The sequence below is a fragment of the Mesorhizobium muleiense genome (assembly GCF_900099905.1).
Classification (GTDB): domain Bacteria; phylum Pseudomonadota; class Alphaproteobacteria; order Rhizobiales; family Rhizobiaceae; genus Mesorhizobium; species Mesorhizobium muleiense.
On the sequence record NZ_FNEE01000002.1, the window covers coordinates 1 to 15,164 of the forward strand.

Annotated in this window: 14 protein-coding genes; 10 read left to right on the forward strand and 4 right to left on the reverse strand. The window is 62.6% G+C overall.

The annotated features are described in order from the left end of the window. On the forward strand, positions 1 to 511 hold a 511-nt coding region (locus tag BLT09_RS03875), incomplete at its 5' end, for a zinc-binding dehydrogenase (protein ID WP_139172488.1). Positions 512 to 545: 34 nt separating this feature from the next. Here BLT09_RS03875 and BLT09_RS34190 read toward each other — a convergent pair. Further along, complete coding sequence (locus BLT09_RS34190) at positions 546 to 689, reverse strand: hypothetical protein (protein WP_167366331.1); 144 nt, start codon at positions 687 to 689, stop codon at positions 546 to 548. A 37-nt stretch (positions 690 to 726) separates the two neighbouring features. Here BLT09_RS34190 and BLT09_RS03880 point away from each other — a divergent pair, with 37 nt between their 5' ends. The 5 genes from BLT09_RS03880 to BLT09_RS03900 all read left to right on the forward strand — a co-directional run bounded on the left by BLT09_RS03880 (position 727) and on the right by BLT09_RS03900 (position 7,130). After that, positions 727 to 2,034: an NAD(P)/FAD-dependent oxidoreductase gene (locus BLT09_RS03880; protein ID WP_091590903.1), complete on the forward strand. Its 1,308-nt coding sequence runs from the start codon at positions 727 to 729 to the stop codon at positions 2,032 to 2,034. Positions 2,035 to 2,287: 253 nt separating this feature from the next. After that, positions 2,288 to 3,154 carry a GNAT family N-acetyltransferase gene (locus tag BLT09_RS03885; RefSeq protein ID WP_091590906.1) on the forward strand — a complete coding sequence of 289 codons (867 nt, stop codon included), beginning with the start codon at positions 2,288 to 2,290 and terminating at the stop codon, positions 3,152 to 3,154. 19 nt (positions 3,155 to 3,173) lie between these two features. Then, the gene (locus BLT09_RS03890) at positions 3,174 to 4,343 is read left to right on the forward strand and encodes an alanine racemase (RefSeq protein WP_091590908.1); all 1,170 of its coding nucleotides are present in this window, start codon (positions 3,174 to 3,176) and stop codon (positions 4,341 to 4,343) included. A gap of 61 nt (positions 4,344 to 4,404) precedes the next feature. Then, positions 4,405 to 5,679, forward strand: a complete 1,275-nt coding sequence (locus BLT09_RS03895) for an NAD(P)/FAD-dependent oxidoreductase (protein ID WP_091590909.1) — start codon at positions 4,405 to 4,407, stop codon at positions 5,677 to 5,679. Then, a complete protein-coding gene (locus BLT09_RS03900) occupies positions 5,676 to 7,130 on the forward strand; it encodes an aldehyde dehydrogenase family protein (protein ID WP_091590911.1) in 1,455 nt (484 codons plus the stop codon). Before BLT09_RS03895 ends, BLT09_RS03900 begins: the two co-directional genes overlap by 4 nt. Positions 7,131 to 7,658: 528 nt before the next feature. Here BLT09_RS03900 and BLT09_RS03905 read toward each other — a convergent pair. The 3 genes from BLT09_RS03905 to BLT09_RS03915 are packed head-to-tail and all read right to left on the reverse strand — an operon-like array spanning position 7,659 to position 10,523. Then, a complete protein-coding gene (locus tag BLT09_RS03905; RefSeq protein ID WP_091590913.1) occupies positions 7,659 to 8,357 on the reverse strand; it encodes a beta/alpha barrel domain-containing protein in 699 nt (232 codons plus the stop codon). A gap of 18 nt (positions 8,358 to 8,375) precedes the next feature. Then, a complete protein-coding gene (pdxA, locus tag BLT09_RS03910) occupies positions 8,376 to 9,368 on the reverse strand; it encodes a 4-hydroxythreonine-4-phosphate dehydrogenase PdxA (RefSeq protein WP_091590915.1) in 993 nt (330 codons plus the stop codon). Positions 9,369 to 9,371: 3 nt separating this feature from the next. Next, on the reverse strand, positions 9,372 to 10,523 hold the full coding sequence (locus tag BLT09_RS03915) for a four-carbon acid sugar kinase family protein (RefSeq protein ID WP_091590916.1): 1,152 nt from the start codon (positions 10,521 to 10,523) through the stop codon (positions 9,372 to 9,374). Between the two features lie 21 nt (positions 10,524 to 10,544). Between BLT09_RS03915 and BLT09_RS03920 the strand changes: the two genes are divergently transcribed. The 4 genes from BLT09_RS03920 (at position 10,545) to BLT09_RS03940 (ending at position 15,106) form a co-directional block, all read left to right on the forward strand. Next, positions 10,545 to 11,495: a LysR substrate-binding domain-containing protein gene (locus BLT09_RS03920; protein WP_236473416.1), complete on the forward strand. Its 951-nt coding sequence runs from the start codon at positions 10,545 to 10,547 to the stop codon at positions 11,493 to 11,495. A gap of 192 nt (positions 11,496 to 11,687) precedes the next feature. Continuing rightward, complete coding sequence (locus tag BLT09_RS03930; protein WP_091590921.1) at positions 11,688 to 12,356, forward strand: haloacid dehalogenase type II; 669 nt, start codon at positions 11,688 to 11,690, stop codon at positions 12,354 to 12,356. An 82-nt stretch (positions 12,357 to 12,438) separates the two neighbouring features. Further along, on the forward strand, positions 12,439 to 13,692 hold the full coding sequence (locus tag BLT09_RS03935) for a phosphotransferase enzyme family protein (protein ID WP_208602473.1): 1,254 nt from the start codon (positions 12,439 to 12,441) through the stop codon (positions 13,690 to 13,692). 85 nt (positions 13,693 to 13,777) lie between these two features. Further along, positions 13,778 to 15,106, forward strand: coding sequence for an aspartate aminotransferase family protein (locus tag BLT09_RS03940; protein ID WP_091590922.1), 1,329 nt, complete (start codon positions 13,778 to 13,780; stop codon positions 15,104 to 15,106). Positions 15,107 to 15,164 lie beyond the last annotated feature (58 nt).

Consider the following 15,164-nt stretch of genomic DNA (forward strand, 5'->3'; position numbering starts at 1 on the left):
CGCCGGGCCGATCGGCATCATGGCTGCGCTGGTGGCGCAGTGCGTCGGCGCGCGAAAGGTGGTCATCACCGACATCAACCCGGTGCGGCTGGCGCTGGCGAAAAAACTCGGCGTCCAGCATGTCGTCGACGCGTCGAAGGAAAAGCTGCGCGATGTCATGCCGGCGCTCGGCATGACCGAAGGTTTTGACGTCGGCCTCGAAATGTCGGGTGCGGCACCCGCCTTCCGCGACATGATCGACGCCATGAACAATGGCGGCAAGATCGCCATTCTGGGCATCGCGCCGACCGGCTTCGAGATCGACTGGAACAAGGTCATCTTCAAGATGCTGCATCTCAAGGGCATCTATGGCCGCGAGATGTTCGAGACCTGGTACAAGATGATCGCGCTGGTGCAGGGTCCGCTCGATGTCAGTGGCCTGATCACGCACCGCATCGGCGTGGACGACTTCCAGACCGGGTTCGAGGCGATGAAGAGCGGCAATTCCGGCAAGGTTGTCATGGATTGGTGAGGGCGGCGGCGCTTGGGGCTAGACTCCAGGCTCGTCATCTGTGGACATGAACGCCCAGCGGCAGGGCGATTTTCGGATTTCGTGAGGGCGATGATGACGCTTCTTTATCATTCAGGGCTATCGAATCCAGGACTTGATTGCCATCCGGCGCACCAGCCGTTGACAGGCGGTTGGTCATGTCGAGAAGCATTCCGCTACGGACCGGGCAAGCACGAATGAAGACCCAAATTGTCGTCGTTGGCGGTGGGGCTGGAGGTCTTGGACTCGTGCGCCGGCTCGGAGCACGTCTCGGCCGCAAGGATTTCGATATCATTCTTGTCGAGCGGAACCACACCCATGTCTGGAAGCCGCTCCTCCATGAGGTTGCGGCCGGATCACTCGACGCAAATCTTGACGAAGTGGGCTACCGCGGCCACGGGCACCGTTGGGGCTACCGCTTCTTCTACGGGTCGCTGGAGGCCATCGATCGCACCGCGCGGCAGGTCACAGTGGCGCCGATATTCGACGATGACGGGTCGGAACTGGTCGGTCGACATCGGCTCCGATACGACTACCTCGTTATCGCAATCGGGTCGGTTTCAAACGACTTCGGCACTCCCGGAGTCAAGGATCATTGCCTTTTCCTCGAAGACCGTCACCAAGCGGATCGCTTTCGATTGAAGTTGTTGAATCATTGTCTTCGAGTTTCCAGGACAATGTCAGCTGATTCAACCGACGACGCCTTTGTTGATATAGCTATCGTCGGTGGCGGCGCGACAGGCGTCGAACTCGCTGCTGAACTCTACAATGCTGCATCATCGCTCAGACATTATGGCCTGGAAGTCTTCGACGAGACCCGGCTGAGGGTCACTTTGATAGAGGCCGGGCCGCGGATTCTTCCGGCTCTCCCAGAAGCTTTGGCAAAGGCCGCGCATCAGGAACTTGAGGCCCTCGGCGTCCGGGTGCTCGCAAACACGGCTGTATCCGAAGCAACGGAACAGGGACTGCGGTGTGCTACCGGGGAGCAGATACACGCCAATATTTGCGTCTGGGCTGCAGGAGTGCAGGGGGCAAATATTCTGGGAGAGCTCGACGGACTTGAGGTGGCGCGCAGCAGGCAACTTGTCGTCCTTCCCACCCTCCAAACGAGCCGGGACGAGCGCATCTTCGCTATCGGCGATTGCTGCTTTTTCAAGCCGGAAGGGGCAGGCGGCCCGGTGCCGCCACGCGCTCAGGCCGCCCATCAGATGGCATCGACCGCTTATCGCAACATTCTTCACTTGATTGCCGGAGAAACGCCGGAAGCATTTGTCTATCGGGACAAGGGCTCGCTCGTGTCGTTGAGCCGGTTTTCCACCGTCGGCAGCTTGATGGGAAATCTCGTCGGAGGGCGGATGGCGATCGAAGGGCGGCTCGCCAGGATGATCTACGTGTCTTTGTACCGCATGCACCTGGTGGCCATACATGGCTGGATCAAGGGCCTGGCTCTTATCCTGGTCGGCCATGTCAACCGGGTTGTCCGTCCGCGTCTCAAATTGCATTGAGGTTGGTCAGGCGAGTGGCAGGCTGCGACCGAAAGATGCCGCTGAGGTCTGCATTGCACCTCGCCTGACGACGCCCGAGTGGTCTTGCCGCGTTCCTCGCCCGATTTGCGCCATATGGCATGCCGACGGACGGCTCAAAACGAATGATCCCGCTGAATTGAAGGGGCATAACAGCAGCGAAATCTGCCTGCCGGACGCCACTCTAAGGTCCGACTACAAATGTGACTTTGGATTAAGCGACAGCGTTGCACCTATGGCCGTTGATCATGACAGGGATAGCGTCAGCGTCCCGACCGAGCTGATGAAAATCGAGACCCGCCATGTGCCGGGCGCGCTGAAGCTGTCGCAGGAGATGGGCTGGCCTTATCGCCAGGAGGACTGGGAATTTGCCGTGACGGTCGGCAATGGCCTGGTCCTCGAGCGGGCAGGACAGGTGATCGGCACTGCCATGTCCTGGAATTACGGACAGGCCTATGCCACTGCCGGGATGATCATAGTAACCGGCTCCGCGCAAGGCGGCGGCAACGGCTCCCGGCTTTTTGACGGGTTGCTTCAGGCCACGGACGGGCGCAGCGTGCTGCTCAATTCGACGGAAGAGGGGCTCGCACTCTACAAGCGACGCGGGTTCACTGCCTGGGGTACGGTGGTTCAGCACCAGGGCCCGCTGACCGTTGCCGTGACGCAGAGTGCGCGCGACGACATCCGTCAGGCGACGGTCTCTGACCTCGCGGCAATCCAGGCCTTCGACGAACGGGCCACAGGCATGCCCCGGCCGTCGATGGTGGCTGGCCTCGCTGACGCGGGCAATGTTTCGGTCATCGAACGCGCGGGGCGGATTGCAGGCTACGCCATCGCCAGGCGGTTCGGCCGCGGCTATGTCGTCGGCCCTGTTGCAGCAGAAAGCGCCCAGGACGCGCGGCTTCTGATCCTGGCCCAGCTTGCGACGCTTCACGGCCAATTCGTGCGCATCGACGTCTATGCCGAACACGGATTGGGCGACTGGCTGGAGAGCCTGGGCCTCGCGCGTGTCGGTGATGTGATTGCGATGGTCAAGGGGCTACGGCCCGTCTCAGACGGGACGGCCCGCATGTATGCCTTGGCAAATCAGTCGTTCGGTTAAGGAATGAGGTAGGGTAGCGATGGATACGAATGTAGATATCCGTGAGGCGGCACAAACGATCGATGCCCTCATCACCCCGTCGCTGCTTCTGGACCGGGGGCGGATCGAGCGCAACATCCAGCGTCTGGCCGAGCATGCCGGAGAGCTTGGCGTGGTGCTGCGCCCGCATATGAAGACGGCCAAAAGCATCGACGTGGCCCGACATGTGTTCCCCGGCGAACCCGGCCCGATCACGGTCTCGACCATCGCCGAGGCGGAGTATTTCGCCGGCCACGGCTTTCGAGACATCACCTATGCAGTCGGCATGTCGCCGGCTTCGGCCGTCCGGGCTATGGAGCTTTGTCGCCGCACCGGCGCTGATGTGAAGCTGCTGCTCGATTGCGTGGAGCAGGCCGACGCCCTGGCCGGTGTACGCGAAGCCACCGGCGTGACGCCGTCGGTCTTCATCGAACTGGACTGCGACGACCATCGCGGCGGATTGAAGCCGGACGATCCCAAGCTGCTCGATGTGGCCGACAGGATCGTCGCAGCCGGCGCCAACTTGGTCGGCGTTCTCGCCCATGCCGGCGAGTCCTATGGCTTGAGCACGCCCGATGCGCTGGTCAAGGCAGCCGAGGACGAGCGTTCGGCCACCGTGGGCGCCGCCGAAACTTTGCGCGCTCACGGCCATCCCTGCCCGATCGTCAGCCTCGGCTCGACGCCGACGGCGCACTTCGCCGAGAACCTCGAAGGCGTCACGGAGCTGCGCGCCGGGGTCTACATGTTCTTCGATCTCGTCCAGCACGGGGTAGGGGTCTGCCGTCTCGACGATATCGCGATTTCCGTGTTGGCCACGGTGATCGGGTCCAAGCCGGAAAAAGGATGGGTGCTGGTCGACGCGGGCTGGATGGCGCTTTCGCGCGACCGCGGAACCGCAAACCAGCAGGTCGACCAGGGTTACGGTGTCGTCTGCGATGAAAAGGGGCGGGTGCTTGAAGATGTGATCGTGGCGCAGGCCAGCCAGGAACACGGTATCCTCGCCATTCGTGCCGGTTCTGGAAAGTCCATGCCCGATTTGCCGCTCGGGGCTCGGGTCCGGATTCTGCCCAACCATGCCTGCGCGATGGCCGCCCAGCACCACTTCTACAGCGTCGTCAACGGGGACAGTCCCCGGATCGAAGCCCGTTGGGAGCGGATCCGCGGATGGTAGGGGCTGCAATCGCAACGCTTTGCATGGCGCCCGTGCAAACTGACGCACTGGTGGTGCAATCATGAAGTTTACATCTTATTGGCTGGATACGTCTCAGCCGTTCAACGAGGGCGCGTCCAAACCGCTCGAAGGCCACTACGATGTAGCGATTGTGGGCGGCGGCCTGACCGGATCCTCCGCCGCGTTGGCCCTCGCCAAAAAGGGCGCCCGGGTTGCACTGTTGGAGGCCGAAACGATCGGCAACGCCGCTTCCGGCCGCAATGGCGGGATGTGCAACAACGGTTTTGCCCAGAACTATGCAATCATGGCCGGCAAGCACGGCAAGCCGGCCGCAAACGCCCTCTACAAGGCTTTCGACTCCGGCGTCGATATGGTCGAGCGGTTGGTGCAGGAAGAAACGATCGACTGCAGCTTCTCCCGGGTCGGCAAGCTCAAGCTTGCCGCCAAGCCCGAGCACTACGACGTGCTGGCACGCAGTCAGGAACTCTTGGCGGCCAATGTCGATCCCGGAACGAGGATGATCGCGCGCGCCGACCTGCGAGACGAAGTCGGCACCAACCGCTATTATGGCGGGCTGCTCTTTCCCAAGAGCGCCAGCATGCATGTCGGCCGTTTCGTCCGGGGTCTGGCGACCGCGGCGGCGCGGCGCGGCGCAGAGGTCTATGAAAACGCCCCTGTCATGGCTCTGCGCAAGGTCGCCGACGGGCATGAGGTCGAGACCCCGCGAGGCAAGATCGTCGCGCGTCAGGTCCTGCTGGCGAGCGGCATTTCCCAGGTCGGTCCGCTCGGATGGATCCGCCGCCGCATCGTGCCGGTCGGCGCCTTCCTGGTCGTGACGGAACCGCTATCGCCTTCGCAACTCGAGCGCCTCATGCCGACCCGACGCAACGTCGTCGACACGCGCAATCTCGTCGTCTACTGGCGGCTGACGCCGGACAATCGCATGCTGTTCGGCGGGCGGGCCCGGTTTGCAGTATCCAACCCGCAGTCCGACGAGAAGAGCGGCCGGATCCTGAAAGCGGCGATGGTCGAGGTCTATCCGGAACTGGCCGACATCCGCATCGATTACTGCTGGGGCGGCATGGTCGACATGACCCGCGACCGGCTGCCGCGCGCCGGAGAGCGCAACGGAATTTACTACTCGATGGGCTATAGCGGCCACGGCACCCATATGTCGACGCTGATGGGCAGCATCATGGCCGATGTCATGGACGGGCGTCCCGACCTGAACCCCTGGAAGGATTTCGACTGGCCGGCGATCCCTGGATATTTTGGGCGTCCCTGGTTCCTGCCGATCCTCGGCGCCTATTACCGCGTGAAGGACCTTGTCACATGAACTCGCCCCTCGAACACCTGTCCCGCAACGGACGCCTGGACAAGTTCTTCATCGACGGTCAATGGGTCGAGCCGAAGGGCACCGCCGAAGGCATCGTGGTGAACCCCGCCACCGAAGAGGTCGTGGCCCGGTTTCCGCTCGGAAACAGCTGGGATGTGGACGCGGCCGTTGCAGCGGCCCGCCGGGCGTTCGCCACCTGGAGCCGTACCAGGCCGGAATACCGCGCGGGTCTGCTTGATCGCCTGCAGGCGCTGCTCGAAGCGCGCAATGAACTGCTTGCGCAATGCTTGAGCCTCGAAATGGGCGCGGCGATCGGATATGCGCGCACCGCGCAGGTGCCGCTCGCGATCGCCCATGTGCAAGTCGCTCGCGATGTCCTGAAAACCTTCCCCTTCGTCGAGCAGCGCGGCCACACCGCCGTCACCCACGAACCGATCGGTGTCTGCGCCCTGATCACGCCCTGGAACTGGCCACTCTACCAGATCACCGCCAAGGTTGCGCCGGCGCTCGCCGCAGGGTGCACGGTCGTGCTCAAGCCAAGCGAACTCTCTCCTTTGGACGCCCTGCTGTTCGCCGAGGCGATTGAGGAAGCCGGCTTCCCTGCCGGTGTCTTCAACCTCGTCAATGGTGACGGCCCAGGCGTGGGCATGGGTCTCGCCTCCCATAGGGATGTCGACATGATCTCCATTACCGGCTCCACCCGTGCCGGCATCGCGGTGGCCCAGGCCGCGGCGCCGACGGTCAAGCGCGTCGGACAGGAGCTCGGCGGCAAGTCGCCGAATGTGATTCTGCCCGACGCCGATCTCGATCGTGCCGTTTCGCTGGGCGTCGCCGCCGCCTTCCGCAATCTCGGCCAGTCATGCAGCGCGCCGACGCGTATGATCGTGCCGCGCGTGCGGCTGTCCGAGATCGAGGCAATCGCCAGGAGGGCCGCAGCCCAGATCATCGTCGGCGATCCGCTTTCGGAAGCCACCACTCACGGTGCAATCGCCAACCGTTCCCAGTTCGACCGCATCCAAACCATGATCGGCATCGGCATTTCGGAGGGCGCCAGGCTCCTCACCGGCGGGTCGGGTCGCGCCGACGATCTGAGCGTCGGGTTCTATGTGAAGCCGACCATCTTTTCCGACGTGCGCACAGGCATGCGCATTGCCCAGGAAGAGGTTTTTGGGCCAGTTCTGTGCATCATCCCCTACGACACGGTCGAAGAGGCCGTCACTATCGCCAACGATACGGTCTACGGCCTGGGCGCCCATGTGCAGGGCGAGGATGTGGGCGCCGTCAGGGACGTCGCCTCGCGGATTCGCGCCGGTCAGGTTCATCTCAACTACCCAGCCTGGGATCCGCACGCCCCGTTTGGCGGTTTCAAGCAGTCCGGAAACGGACGCGAATATGGCATCGAAGGCATGTTGGAGTATCTCGAGGTCAAATCCATCCTCGGCTATTTCTAGGCGACATTTTTGCCGGGCGCAGAGGGCGCAGGTGGCGCCGTCCATGCCTGCAGACCGGGCGGATCGTCAACCAGTTAAAGTGAAGACTGCACGGCTTGCTGCGCCTGTCGCCGAGTTCCCAGGCGGCAACCAGCGTGGATGTCGTCTCAAGAAGCGAGATCCATCGCCAGTTGCGGGCGAGACCACGCCACGCGCAGACAAGCTGTCGGACCGTATGGCCGAACTTTTCGGTGCTTGTTCTTTCGGCTAAGTCAGAAAGCGCCGGACGGAGTAGTGCTCGATTGCGATCGATGTCTCGCCGGTAGCGACCATCCGCCATCATGTCGCCAACGCCTGGTCCCGGTTTGAAAGCCATGCCCGCTGAACCCAAAAGCATAGAAAAGTCCGTCGTGGCGGGAGCTTGGGCTCATGATTCGTTTGTCTTGCTGTCTGTACGATCGAATTTAGTGGAGAACTCTGGCCTGGAGCCTCCTCGATCGTTCGAAGCGCCGCCGTGATGAGTTCAATTTGTGATTATTTTGACCAGGACTAACCTCCCACGCTCTCTTGATGTCCTTCGAGGCAAGCGGAAATCGCCCGCAGCTGGAATTCCAGTGCGGGGCTCTCCGCCGGGAACCGGCCGTCCAGCGCGGAGGTGCCGACGGTAAATCCCGCTGCGCCACTGCTGCGAATGGTGTTGATCTGATCCGGCCGGTCCACCGATCCCGCGACGATAACGGGCTTGGGCACGGCCCGGCACACAGCGTCGATCAGAGACGGCACATTGCCTGCCGAACGGTAGGCGAGAAGGTCGAGACCGGCGACACCGGGATGGCTGGCGAGCGCGACCGCGCTTTCGACGATCTCGGCCTGCGATCCTTCCAGAATGCTCGGGTGCCCGACGATGCGACCCGGAAACGGATAGTAGCGGATGGGCGTCCCTTCCAGCAGCGGCAGCACGTCTTCGGCATGGGTGCCACCGAGGAGAAAGTCGACGCCGAGGTCGATCGCCGCCTTGACCGAACGGATCTCGCTGTCGCGGTCGAGCGATACGACTTCGAGATAGGTACTGGCTCCGCCCTCGCGGATCTGGCGGGCGAGGGCGGCGAGCGCGTCGAGCGGCAGGCCGATGTCCTTGAAGCCGATGTGGCGGATTCCGGCTCCGAGCGCCGTTTCGGCGTGGACGGCGGCGTCGGGCACCGTGCGGTCGTTGCGTGTCAGCATGAAGATGAAGTCGAATTGGGTCATGGGGTGACGGCTTTCTGGTTAGGGGAGGGAGGCCTTCAGCCTAAGGGCGTAGTCGAAGGCGGTCTCCAGGCTGGAGGGGTCGGCAACGCCAGACCCCGCGATGTCGAAGGCGGTGCCGTGATCGGGGCTGGTGCGCACGAAAGGCAGGCCCAGCGTGACGTTCACGCCATGGTCGAGGCCCATATATTTGACCGGGATGAGACCCTGGTCGTGATACTGGGCGACCACGATGTCGAACCGGCCCTTGCGGGCCTGCATGAACACGGTGTCGCCTGGCCATGGGCCGGAGGCGTCGATACCTTCGGCACGGGCCGCCTCGATCGCCGGCCGGATGATGCGGATTTCCTCCTCGCCGAAGAGACCGCCTTCGCCGGCATGCGGATTGAGGCCGGCGACGGCGACGCGCGGATGGGAGATGCCGAGCGCCTTCGCACCGGCATCGGCCAACCGGATGGCATCCATCTGCGCCGCGAAATCGCCTTTGCGGATCGCCTCGGACAGCGAACAATGGATGGTGACGAGGACCGTGCGAATGTCCTCGTTCGCCAGCATCATGGCGACCTTGGGAGCCCCGCCATGATCGGCCAGGATTTCGGTGTGGCCGGGATAGTGCAGACCGGCTGCTGCGAGTGCTTCCTTGTGAATCGGCGCCGTTACGATGCCGCCCACCCAACCGTCCCGCGCCAGTCCGATCGCGACAACGATGGCGTCGAACGCCGCGCGTCCACTGACGGCCGAAACCTGGCTGACCGGTGGCAGGGCGGAAAGCTGCGAGGAGCAAAGCACGTTGAGGGTTCCGTCATCGAGCACGGTCTCATCGACGGAGGCGATCGGCCGGATCCGCACATCAGAATTAAGTGCGCAAAGGGCGTGGGTCATCACCAGCGGATCACCGACGACGATCCAGTGTCGCTTGTCCGGTCGACGGAGATACATTTTTGCGGTGATCTCGGGGCCGATGCCGGAGGGATCACCCATGGTCACGGCGAGAGGAGCGTCATGGGCGGTCATCGGTCAGAGCCTTTCGTGAAAGCGGTTTGCCAGCAGGTCGCGGGCGGCATCAAGGAATGCCGAGGGTGAGCCGAAGCCTCCCGCCTTCATGGCGATGGTGAGCGGCGTTCCATCCGCCCGTTCGGCGCGGCCGACCGGAAAGCCGGGCTCCAGCTCGCGGGTGAGGAGGAACCCGTTGATGCCAAGGCGGTCGAGGATCGCGGCCATCGTCTCGCCGCCGGTGGCGATCACCGCGTCATAGTCGCGCCGGGCGACCGCCGCGGCTGCTTGTCCGGCGAGGTTCGTCATCACCGCGCTGGCATTCTCCTGCCGTTGCAGCGGTGCCCGAAGACAAATCACACGGGCGTCGCCGGGAGCGTCGGCCAGGTCGCTGACGACGGGAACGCCTTGTACCTGCAAGGTCTCGCATTGGGCGCGCGTCACCGGATTGGTGCTCCCTGCGACGATCACCACCCGCCCGGCGGCTTGGCCGGTTGCCGGGCGTCCATCCGGTACGGCAGGGACCAGCGATGCCAGCGCGATGGCGAGACCAGGAGAGCCCACCCAAAGAACAGTCTCAGGATCGGGGATGCTGGCGACCTGCCGGTTCAATATGTCCCGGCTGTCGGCGTCGAGGATCAGAATGGACCCTTTCGTCGCCGCATCGCCGGAACTGTTTGCTGCGAGAATGATCGGTATCCCCAGGGACGGGTCGACCAGATCGGCAATGTGCGATGTGCCTGCGGGATGGACTGGATCTCGGCCGTAGACGCTCTGGCTCACGGGAATGCCGTTCACCGTCTGGATTCCGCCGACGGTGAGCCGCCCCGCTTCGGGAAAGGCTGGAGCGATGACAAGCCTGCTCCGGCCGCTGGCGCGAAAGGCGGCGGCGACTTCCACGCGGATATGGCCGCGCAGGGTCGAGTCGATCGTTTTGAACAGAAGGCGGGCATGCGAGAGGGCCGACACGGCGTCGGCGATAGCCCTTGTCGCCTGCCAGATGTCGGAGGCGCGGCTGTTGGTATCGATAGAAGTGATAGCTCCATTCTCCGCGCCGTCGACCTGTCGCTTGATCACAGGTGCATAGCCTCTCGCGAGAAAGGCCGCCGCGCCGTCGGTAGCACTGGTCAGATCGTCGGCGACTATCCCGACGAGGAGAGATGTGGTCTGCTTCATGTTGGTGAGAATAGCAGAACGGTGAGAACCGAATATCGATATGATCTGACGATTTATGGTGATATGAAATCACCAATGAAACGATCTGACCTACCTTCACTCGACGATCTGCGTGCCTTCCAAACAGTGGCGCGTCTGGGGTCTGTGCGTGCTGCGGCGGCCGAACTCGCTCTGACGCATGGTGCAGTCAGCCGTCGCGTCTCCAAACTCTCCGCCGATCTTGGCTTGCGCTTGCTCGAAGCGGACGGGCGCGGGGTGCGTCTGACCTCCGATGGCGCGAAGCTGGCGGAGGCGACCGGCAAGGCGTTCCATTTAATCACTGATGCCTTGGCAGAGATCAGATCCAGCTCGACGCCCATTCCGATCATCTTGTCCTGCGAGCGCTCGCTGGCGATGCGCTGGCTGATCCCTCGCTTGTCTGGGTTTCAGGATCGATACCCGGATGTCGAGGTGCATCTGTCGACCGGCGGCGGAGGGCTCGACTTCGCGCGTGACCGGGTGACGCTTGCGATCCGCCGACTCGATTTTCTGGTCGACCCGGAATGGACCATCATCAGGCTGATGCCGGAACGGGTTGGTCCGGTCATGCTGCCATCCCTGCGCAAGGGGTTCGAGAGTGGCGACTATGTGGCGCTCGGATCACGGACGCGACCGGATGCTTGGGAAGCGTGGCTCGACGCGCACCTGGACGCGCCGCGTCCTCGAACGACCCGATTGCTGGATCATCATTTCCTGATGGCAGAAGCGGCCCTGGGCGGTCTTGGCGTTGCTCTTGCCCCCCAGGCGATTGCAGCGGATGACGTCGCGAATGGGCGATTGGAAGCACCACTCGGCTTTGATCGCGACGGGACGGACTACGGCCTGATCCATCCGAAGTCGGTCATTGTTTCAACCGGCCTCTCCGCATTGCGCGATTGGCTGACCGCGGAGTCCGAGAGATCGTTCAAGCGGCAGGTGCTTGAGAACAGCTAGACCAAGAAAATAAGGTCGCCTTTGCGCCCGTATCGGCTCAGGCGGGGCGAAAGAGACAGCGCTGCGAAAGGGCGTGCTGGTTTGGCGGTCGACCGGAGGGCCTTGTGCTGAATGACCATGCATTGCGGCACATTCTGCCAAACGCCTGCGATTATGCTCGGCTGATAGGGCAGATTGACAGGAACCAAGGACATGGATCGCTTCCGGCCGAAATACGTGACGTTTGATTGCCACGGCACGCTCATCAATTTCCAAATGGCGGACGCCGCCAGGGATCTGTTCGGTCATCTTCTGGATGGGCCGCGCATGGATGAATTCATCAGGAACTTCCAGGGCTACCGCCTCGATGAGGTGCTGCAGGACTGGAAGCCTTATGCAGATGTCGTTCACAACGCACTGGAGCGTACCTGCCGCCGCAACAGCGTCGCATTCCGTGTCGAAGACGCCGAAACGATCTACAACCGCATCCCGACCTGGGGGCCGCATCCGGACGTTCCCGAGGGATTGGCCAAGCTGGCCAAGGAAATTCCGTTGGTCACCCTGACGAACTCCATGGTGGCCCAGATTCCGTCGAACGTGGCAAAGCTCGGTGCGCCGTTTCATGCCGTCTTGACCGCTGAAGAGGCGGGTGCCTACAAGCCGCACTTCAAGGCGTTCGAATACATGTTCGACATGCTGGGCTGCGGCCCGGAGGACATCACGCATGTGTCCTCGTCTTTCCGCCACGACCTGATGTCCGCCTATGATCTGGGGATCAAGAGCAAGGTCTGGGTCAACCGCGGCCACGAGCCGGCCAATCCCTTTTACGAATACACCGAAATCCGCGATGTGACGCAGTTGCCCGGCGTTTTCGGACTCTGAGGGGCGAGGAGGCCGGAGCCCCGCAGAGCAGTGCGCCAATTTTCGAGGGGCGGCCAGCGGCGGCGTCTCAACATCGCGAGAAATGGAACTGCAGGGCGTCATCGCTGGAGCGCTCCATCTGTCGAAGCATGAAGGACAACGGTTCCCCAACAGGCGAGGATCTTTCGAATTGGGTGCTTATGGTGATCTGGTCCCCGATGAAGAAGCTGGTCAGCTCAATGGCTCCATGACGGCAGGACGCGACCATCTGGCTTACGCGGCAGCTTCAACCGAAGCTTATTTTCGCGCTGCCGCCGCAAGCCTGGCGATGCGGCCGGGCGCTTCCGAACCGGACATGTCGGCGGCACTGCTGAAGCGCCACTACGGATTGACCGGATCGATCGCGACATTGTCCTCCGAGGTTGAGCGCACCGTTGACGTCAACCTGCTGGACGGCCGCCGGTTGATCCTGAAGACGTCGGCAACAGCAGAGGCGGTCGACAGCTTTCGTTTTCAAACCGCCGCCATGGCCGGATTGCAAGGGTTCACCGGCTTCGTCGCACCCGAAGTGCTCCGCACGACCAGCGGCGCCTTGATGTTCGAGCAAGAGGGGATGTTCGAGCAAGAGGGGATGTTCGAGCAAGAGGGGACATGCGGGTACTTGCAGACCCGGATCGAGGGCATTCCGCTGCACCAGGCGACGCCAACTCCCGACCTGCTTTTTCGAACCGGCAGCGCTCTCGCCCGGCTGGACCTGGCTCTTGAGCTGGTCAGTGTGCCCGCGGCTCACCGTCCCGTTCTTTGGCACATCGGTTGCTGGTCGAGGTTGATCGAACTGGAGCAATACCTGCCATCCCCAAGCATTGCCGAGAGCGTACGCGTCGCGATGGCGGAGTATGCGGAGTTCGTTGAGCCACAAATCTCTGACGTGGCGTGGCAGGTAACGCATAATGATCCCAGCCCGTTCAACATGATGGTGACTGGCCAGGGAATGGGTTTCATCGATTTCGGCGACGGCTGCTGGAGCCCCAGGATCCAGGACCTGGCGATCGCAGCAAGTCACGTCGTAGGGGATTCGACACTTCCTTTGGGTGGAGCCGAGCATCTTATTGCCGGCTATGCCTCTGTCATTGCACTTTCGGCACTGGAAGCAAAATTGCTCGTCGGACTGATGCGGGCGCGACAAAGCGCGTTGATCCTGGTCAACTACTGGCGGTCCCACCTTTTTCCGGCCGATGCCCAATACATCAAAAAGAATGTCTCGCGTGCCGAGCACGGACTTTCCATCCTGGCGCCTCTTGGTGTCGCATCGGGCGAGGCAGCCGTCCTGGCGGCAATGTCGTCGTTTCAGCCGTAACGCATTTCGGTTCGCTCGACCGGCACGCCAGCCAAAAGACGAACCGCGAATTGATCAAGGTGGTCTTTCAGAGAGGCAGCAGCACATGTCCACAGATCTCATGCCTAATCGCTACAGGCCCGGCGAATCCGACCTTCCGAGGCGCGAGTCCGACCTCATTGCTCGCCGTGACGAAGTACTTGGGGCCTCCTATCGGCTTCAGTACCGCCGGCCCGTGCACTTCGTTCGCGGCGAAGGCATGTGGCTCTACGACCCTGACGGGCGTGCCTATCTTGATTTCTACAACAACGTGCCGTCGCTCGGCCATTGCCACCCAGAAGTAAACGCCGCAATGGCTGAACAGGCGGGCCGGATAAGCGCCAACACGCGCTATCTCGAGCCAAAACTTATCGACTATGCCGAGCGACTGGTCGACACTTTCCCAAGCGAGCTCGACCGGGTGGTTTTTACCTGCACGGGGAGTGAATCCAACGATCTGGCCCTGCGTATCGCGCGATTTGCGAGCGGCAATGAAGGCGTGATCGTCTCGACCTACGCCTATCACGGCACCAGCGCGGCTGTCGCCGCGGTTTCCCCGAACCTGGGCGACGCCGTCAAGCTCAGCCCATTCGTGCGCATGGTCTCCCTGCCGGGGCCGGCGGGTGTGCCGGAATCACAAGCTGCGGACTTTTTCGAGGCGCAAGTACGCGCGGCCATCGTAGATCTGAACCGTCGTGGCATCGGCGTTGCGGCCCTGCTCATCGACAGTATTTTTTCAAGCGACGGCGTATGGGTCGATCCTCCTGGCTTCATTGCCGGTGGAGTTGCGGCGGTGCGAGAGGCAGGTGGTCTCGTCATCGCCGACGAGGTTCAGCCGGGTTTTGGGCGAACCGGCGCTCATATGTGGGGCTTTGAACGGCACGGGATCGTTCCCGATCTCGCTACCCTCGGCAAGCCGATGGGCAACGGATTTCCAATTGGCGCGGTCGTTGGTCGCAAAGCACCGATGGAGCAATTTGGCGCAACCGCTCGCTACTCCAACACGTTCGCCGGAAATACGGTTGGCATAGCGACCGCCGACGCCGTGCTGGCGATCCTGCAGCGCGACCAGATCCCCCAGAAAGCGCTTGCCATGAGCCAGCGCCTCCGAGCCGGGCTGGAGAAAATCGCGCATCAGCCATATGGAGTGCGCGCTATCCGAAACGCCGGTCTGTTCTTTGGCATCGACATCGGGCGTGAGGGTGCCCCGGCGGCAAGCCGGCGGGCAATGGCGCTGGATGTGGTGAACGCACTGCGCGACGACGGCGTCCTTGTCAGCACAACAGGGGCCAACGAGGATTCGCTCAAAGTGCGCCCGCCGCTCGTTTGTCAGGCCGAGCATGTCGATCTTTTTCTTGCAGCCATCGAGCGGGCGCTCATCAAGGTCGCAGGCTAGACCGCATGCCTGCGACCAGGTGGCCAGGTCCTGGTTCCCAGGTGCCGGCGCGCGGATA

Coding starts and splice junctions, on each gene's coding strand:
- BLT09_RS34190 (WP_167366331.1), bottom strand. CDS start 689: ATGACCAACCGCCTGTCAACGGCTGGTGCGCCGGATGGCAATCAAGTC.
- BLT09_RS03880 (WP_091590903.1), top strand. CDS start 727: ATGAAGACCCAAATTGTCGTCGTTGGCGGTGGGGCTGGAGGTCTTGGA.
- BLT09_RS03885 (WP_091590906.1), top strand. CDS start 2,288: ATGGCCGTTGATCATGACAGGGATAGCGTCAGCGTCCCGACCGAGCTG.
- BLT09_RS03890 (WP_091590908.1), top strand. CDS start 3,174: ATGGATACGAATGTAGATATCCGTGAGGCGGCACAAACGATCGATGCC.
- BLT09_RS03895 (WP_091590909.1), top strand. CDS start 4,405: ATGAAGTTTACATCTTATTGGCTGGATACGTCTCAGCCGTTCAACGAG.
- BLT09_RS03900 (WP_091590911.1), top strand. CDS start 5,676: ATGAACTCGCCCCTCGAACACCTGTCCCGCAACGGACGCCTGGACAAG.
- BLT09_RS03905 (WP_091590913.1), bottom strand. CDS start 8,357: ATGACCCAATTCGACTTCATCTTCATGCTGACACGCAACGACCGCACG.
- pdxA (WP_091590915.1), bottom strand. CDS start 9,368: ATGACCGCCCATGACGCTCCTCTCGCCGTGACCATGGGTGATCCCTCC.
- BLT09_RS03915 (WP_091590916.1), bottom strand. CDS start 10,523: ATGAAGCAGACCACATCTCTCCTCGTCGGGATAGTCGCCGACGATCTG.
- BLT09_RS03930 (WP_091590921.1), top strand. CDS start 11,688: ATGGATCGCTTCCGGCCGAAATACGTGACGTTTGATTGCCACGGCACG.
- BLT09_RS03935 (WP_208602473.1), top strand. CDS start 12,439: ATGGAACTGCAGGGCGTCATCGCTGGAGCGCTCCATCTGTCGAAGCAT.
- BLT09_RS03940 (WP_091590922.1), top strand. CDS start 13,778: ATGTCCACAGATCTCATGCCTAATCGCTACAGGCCCGGCGAATCCGAC.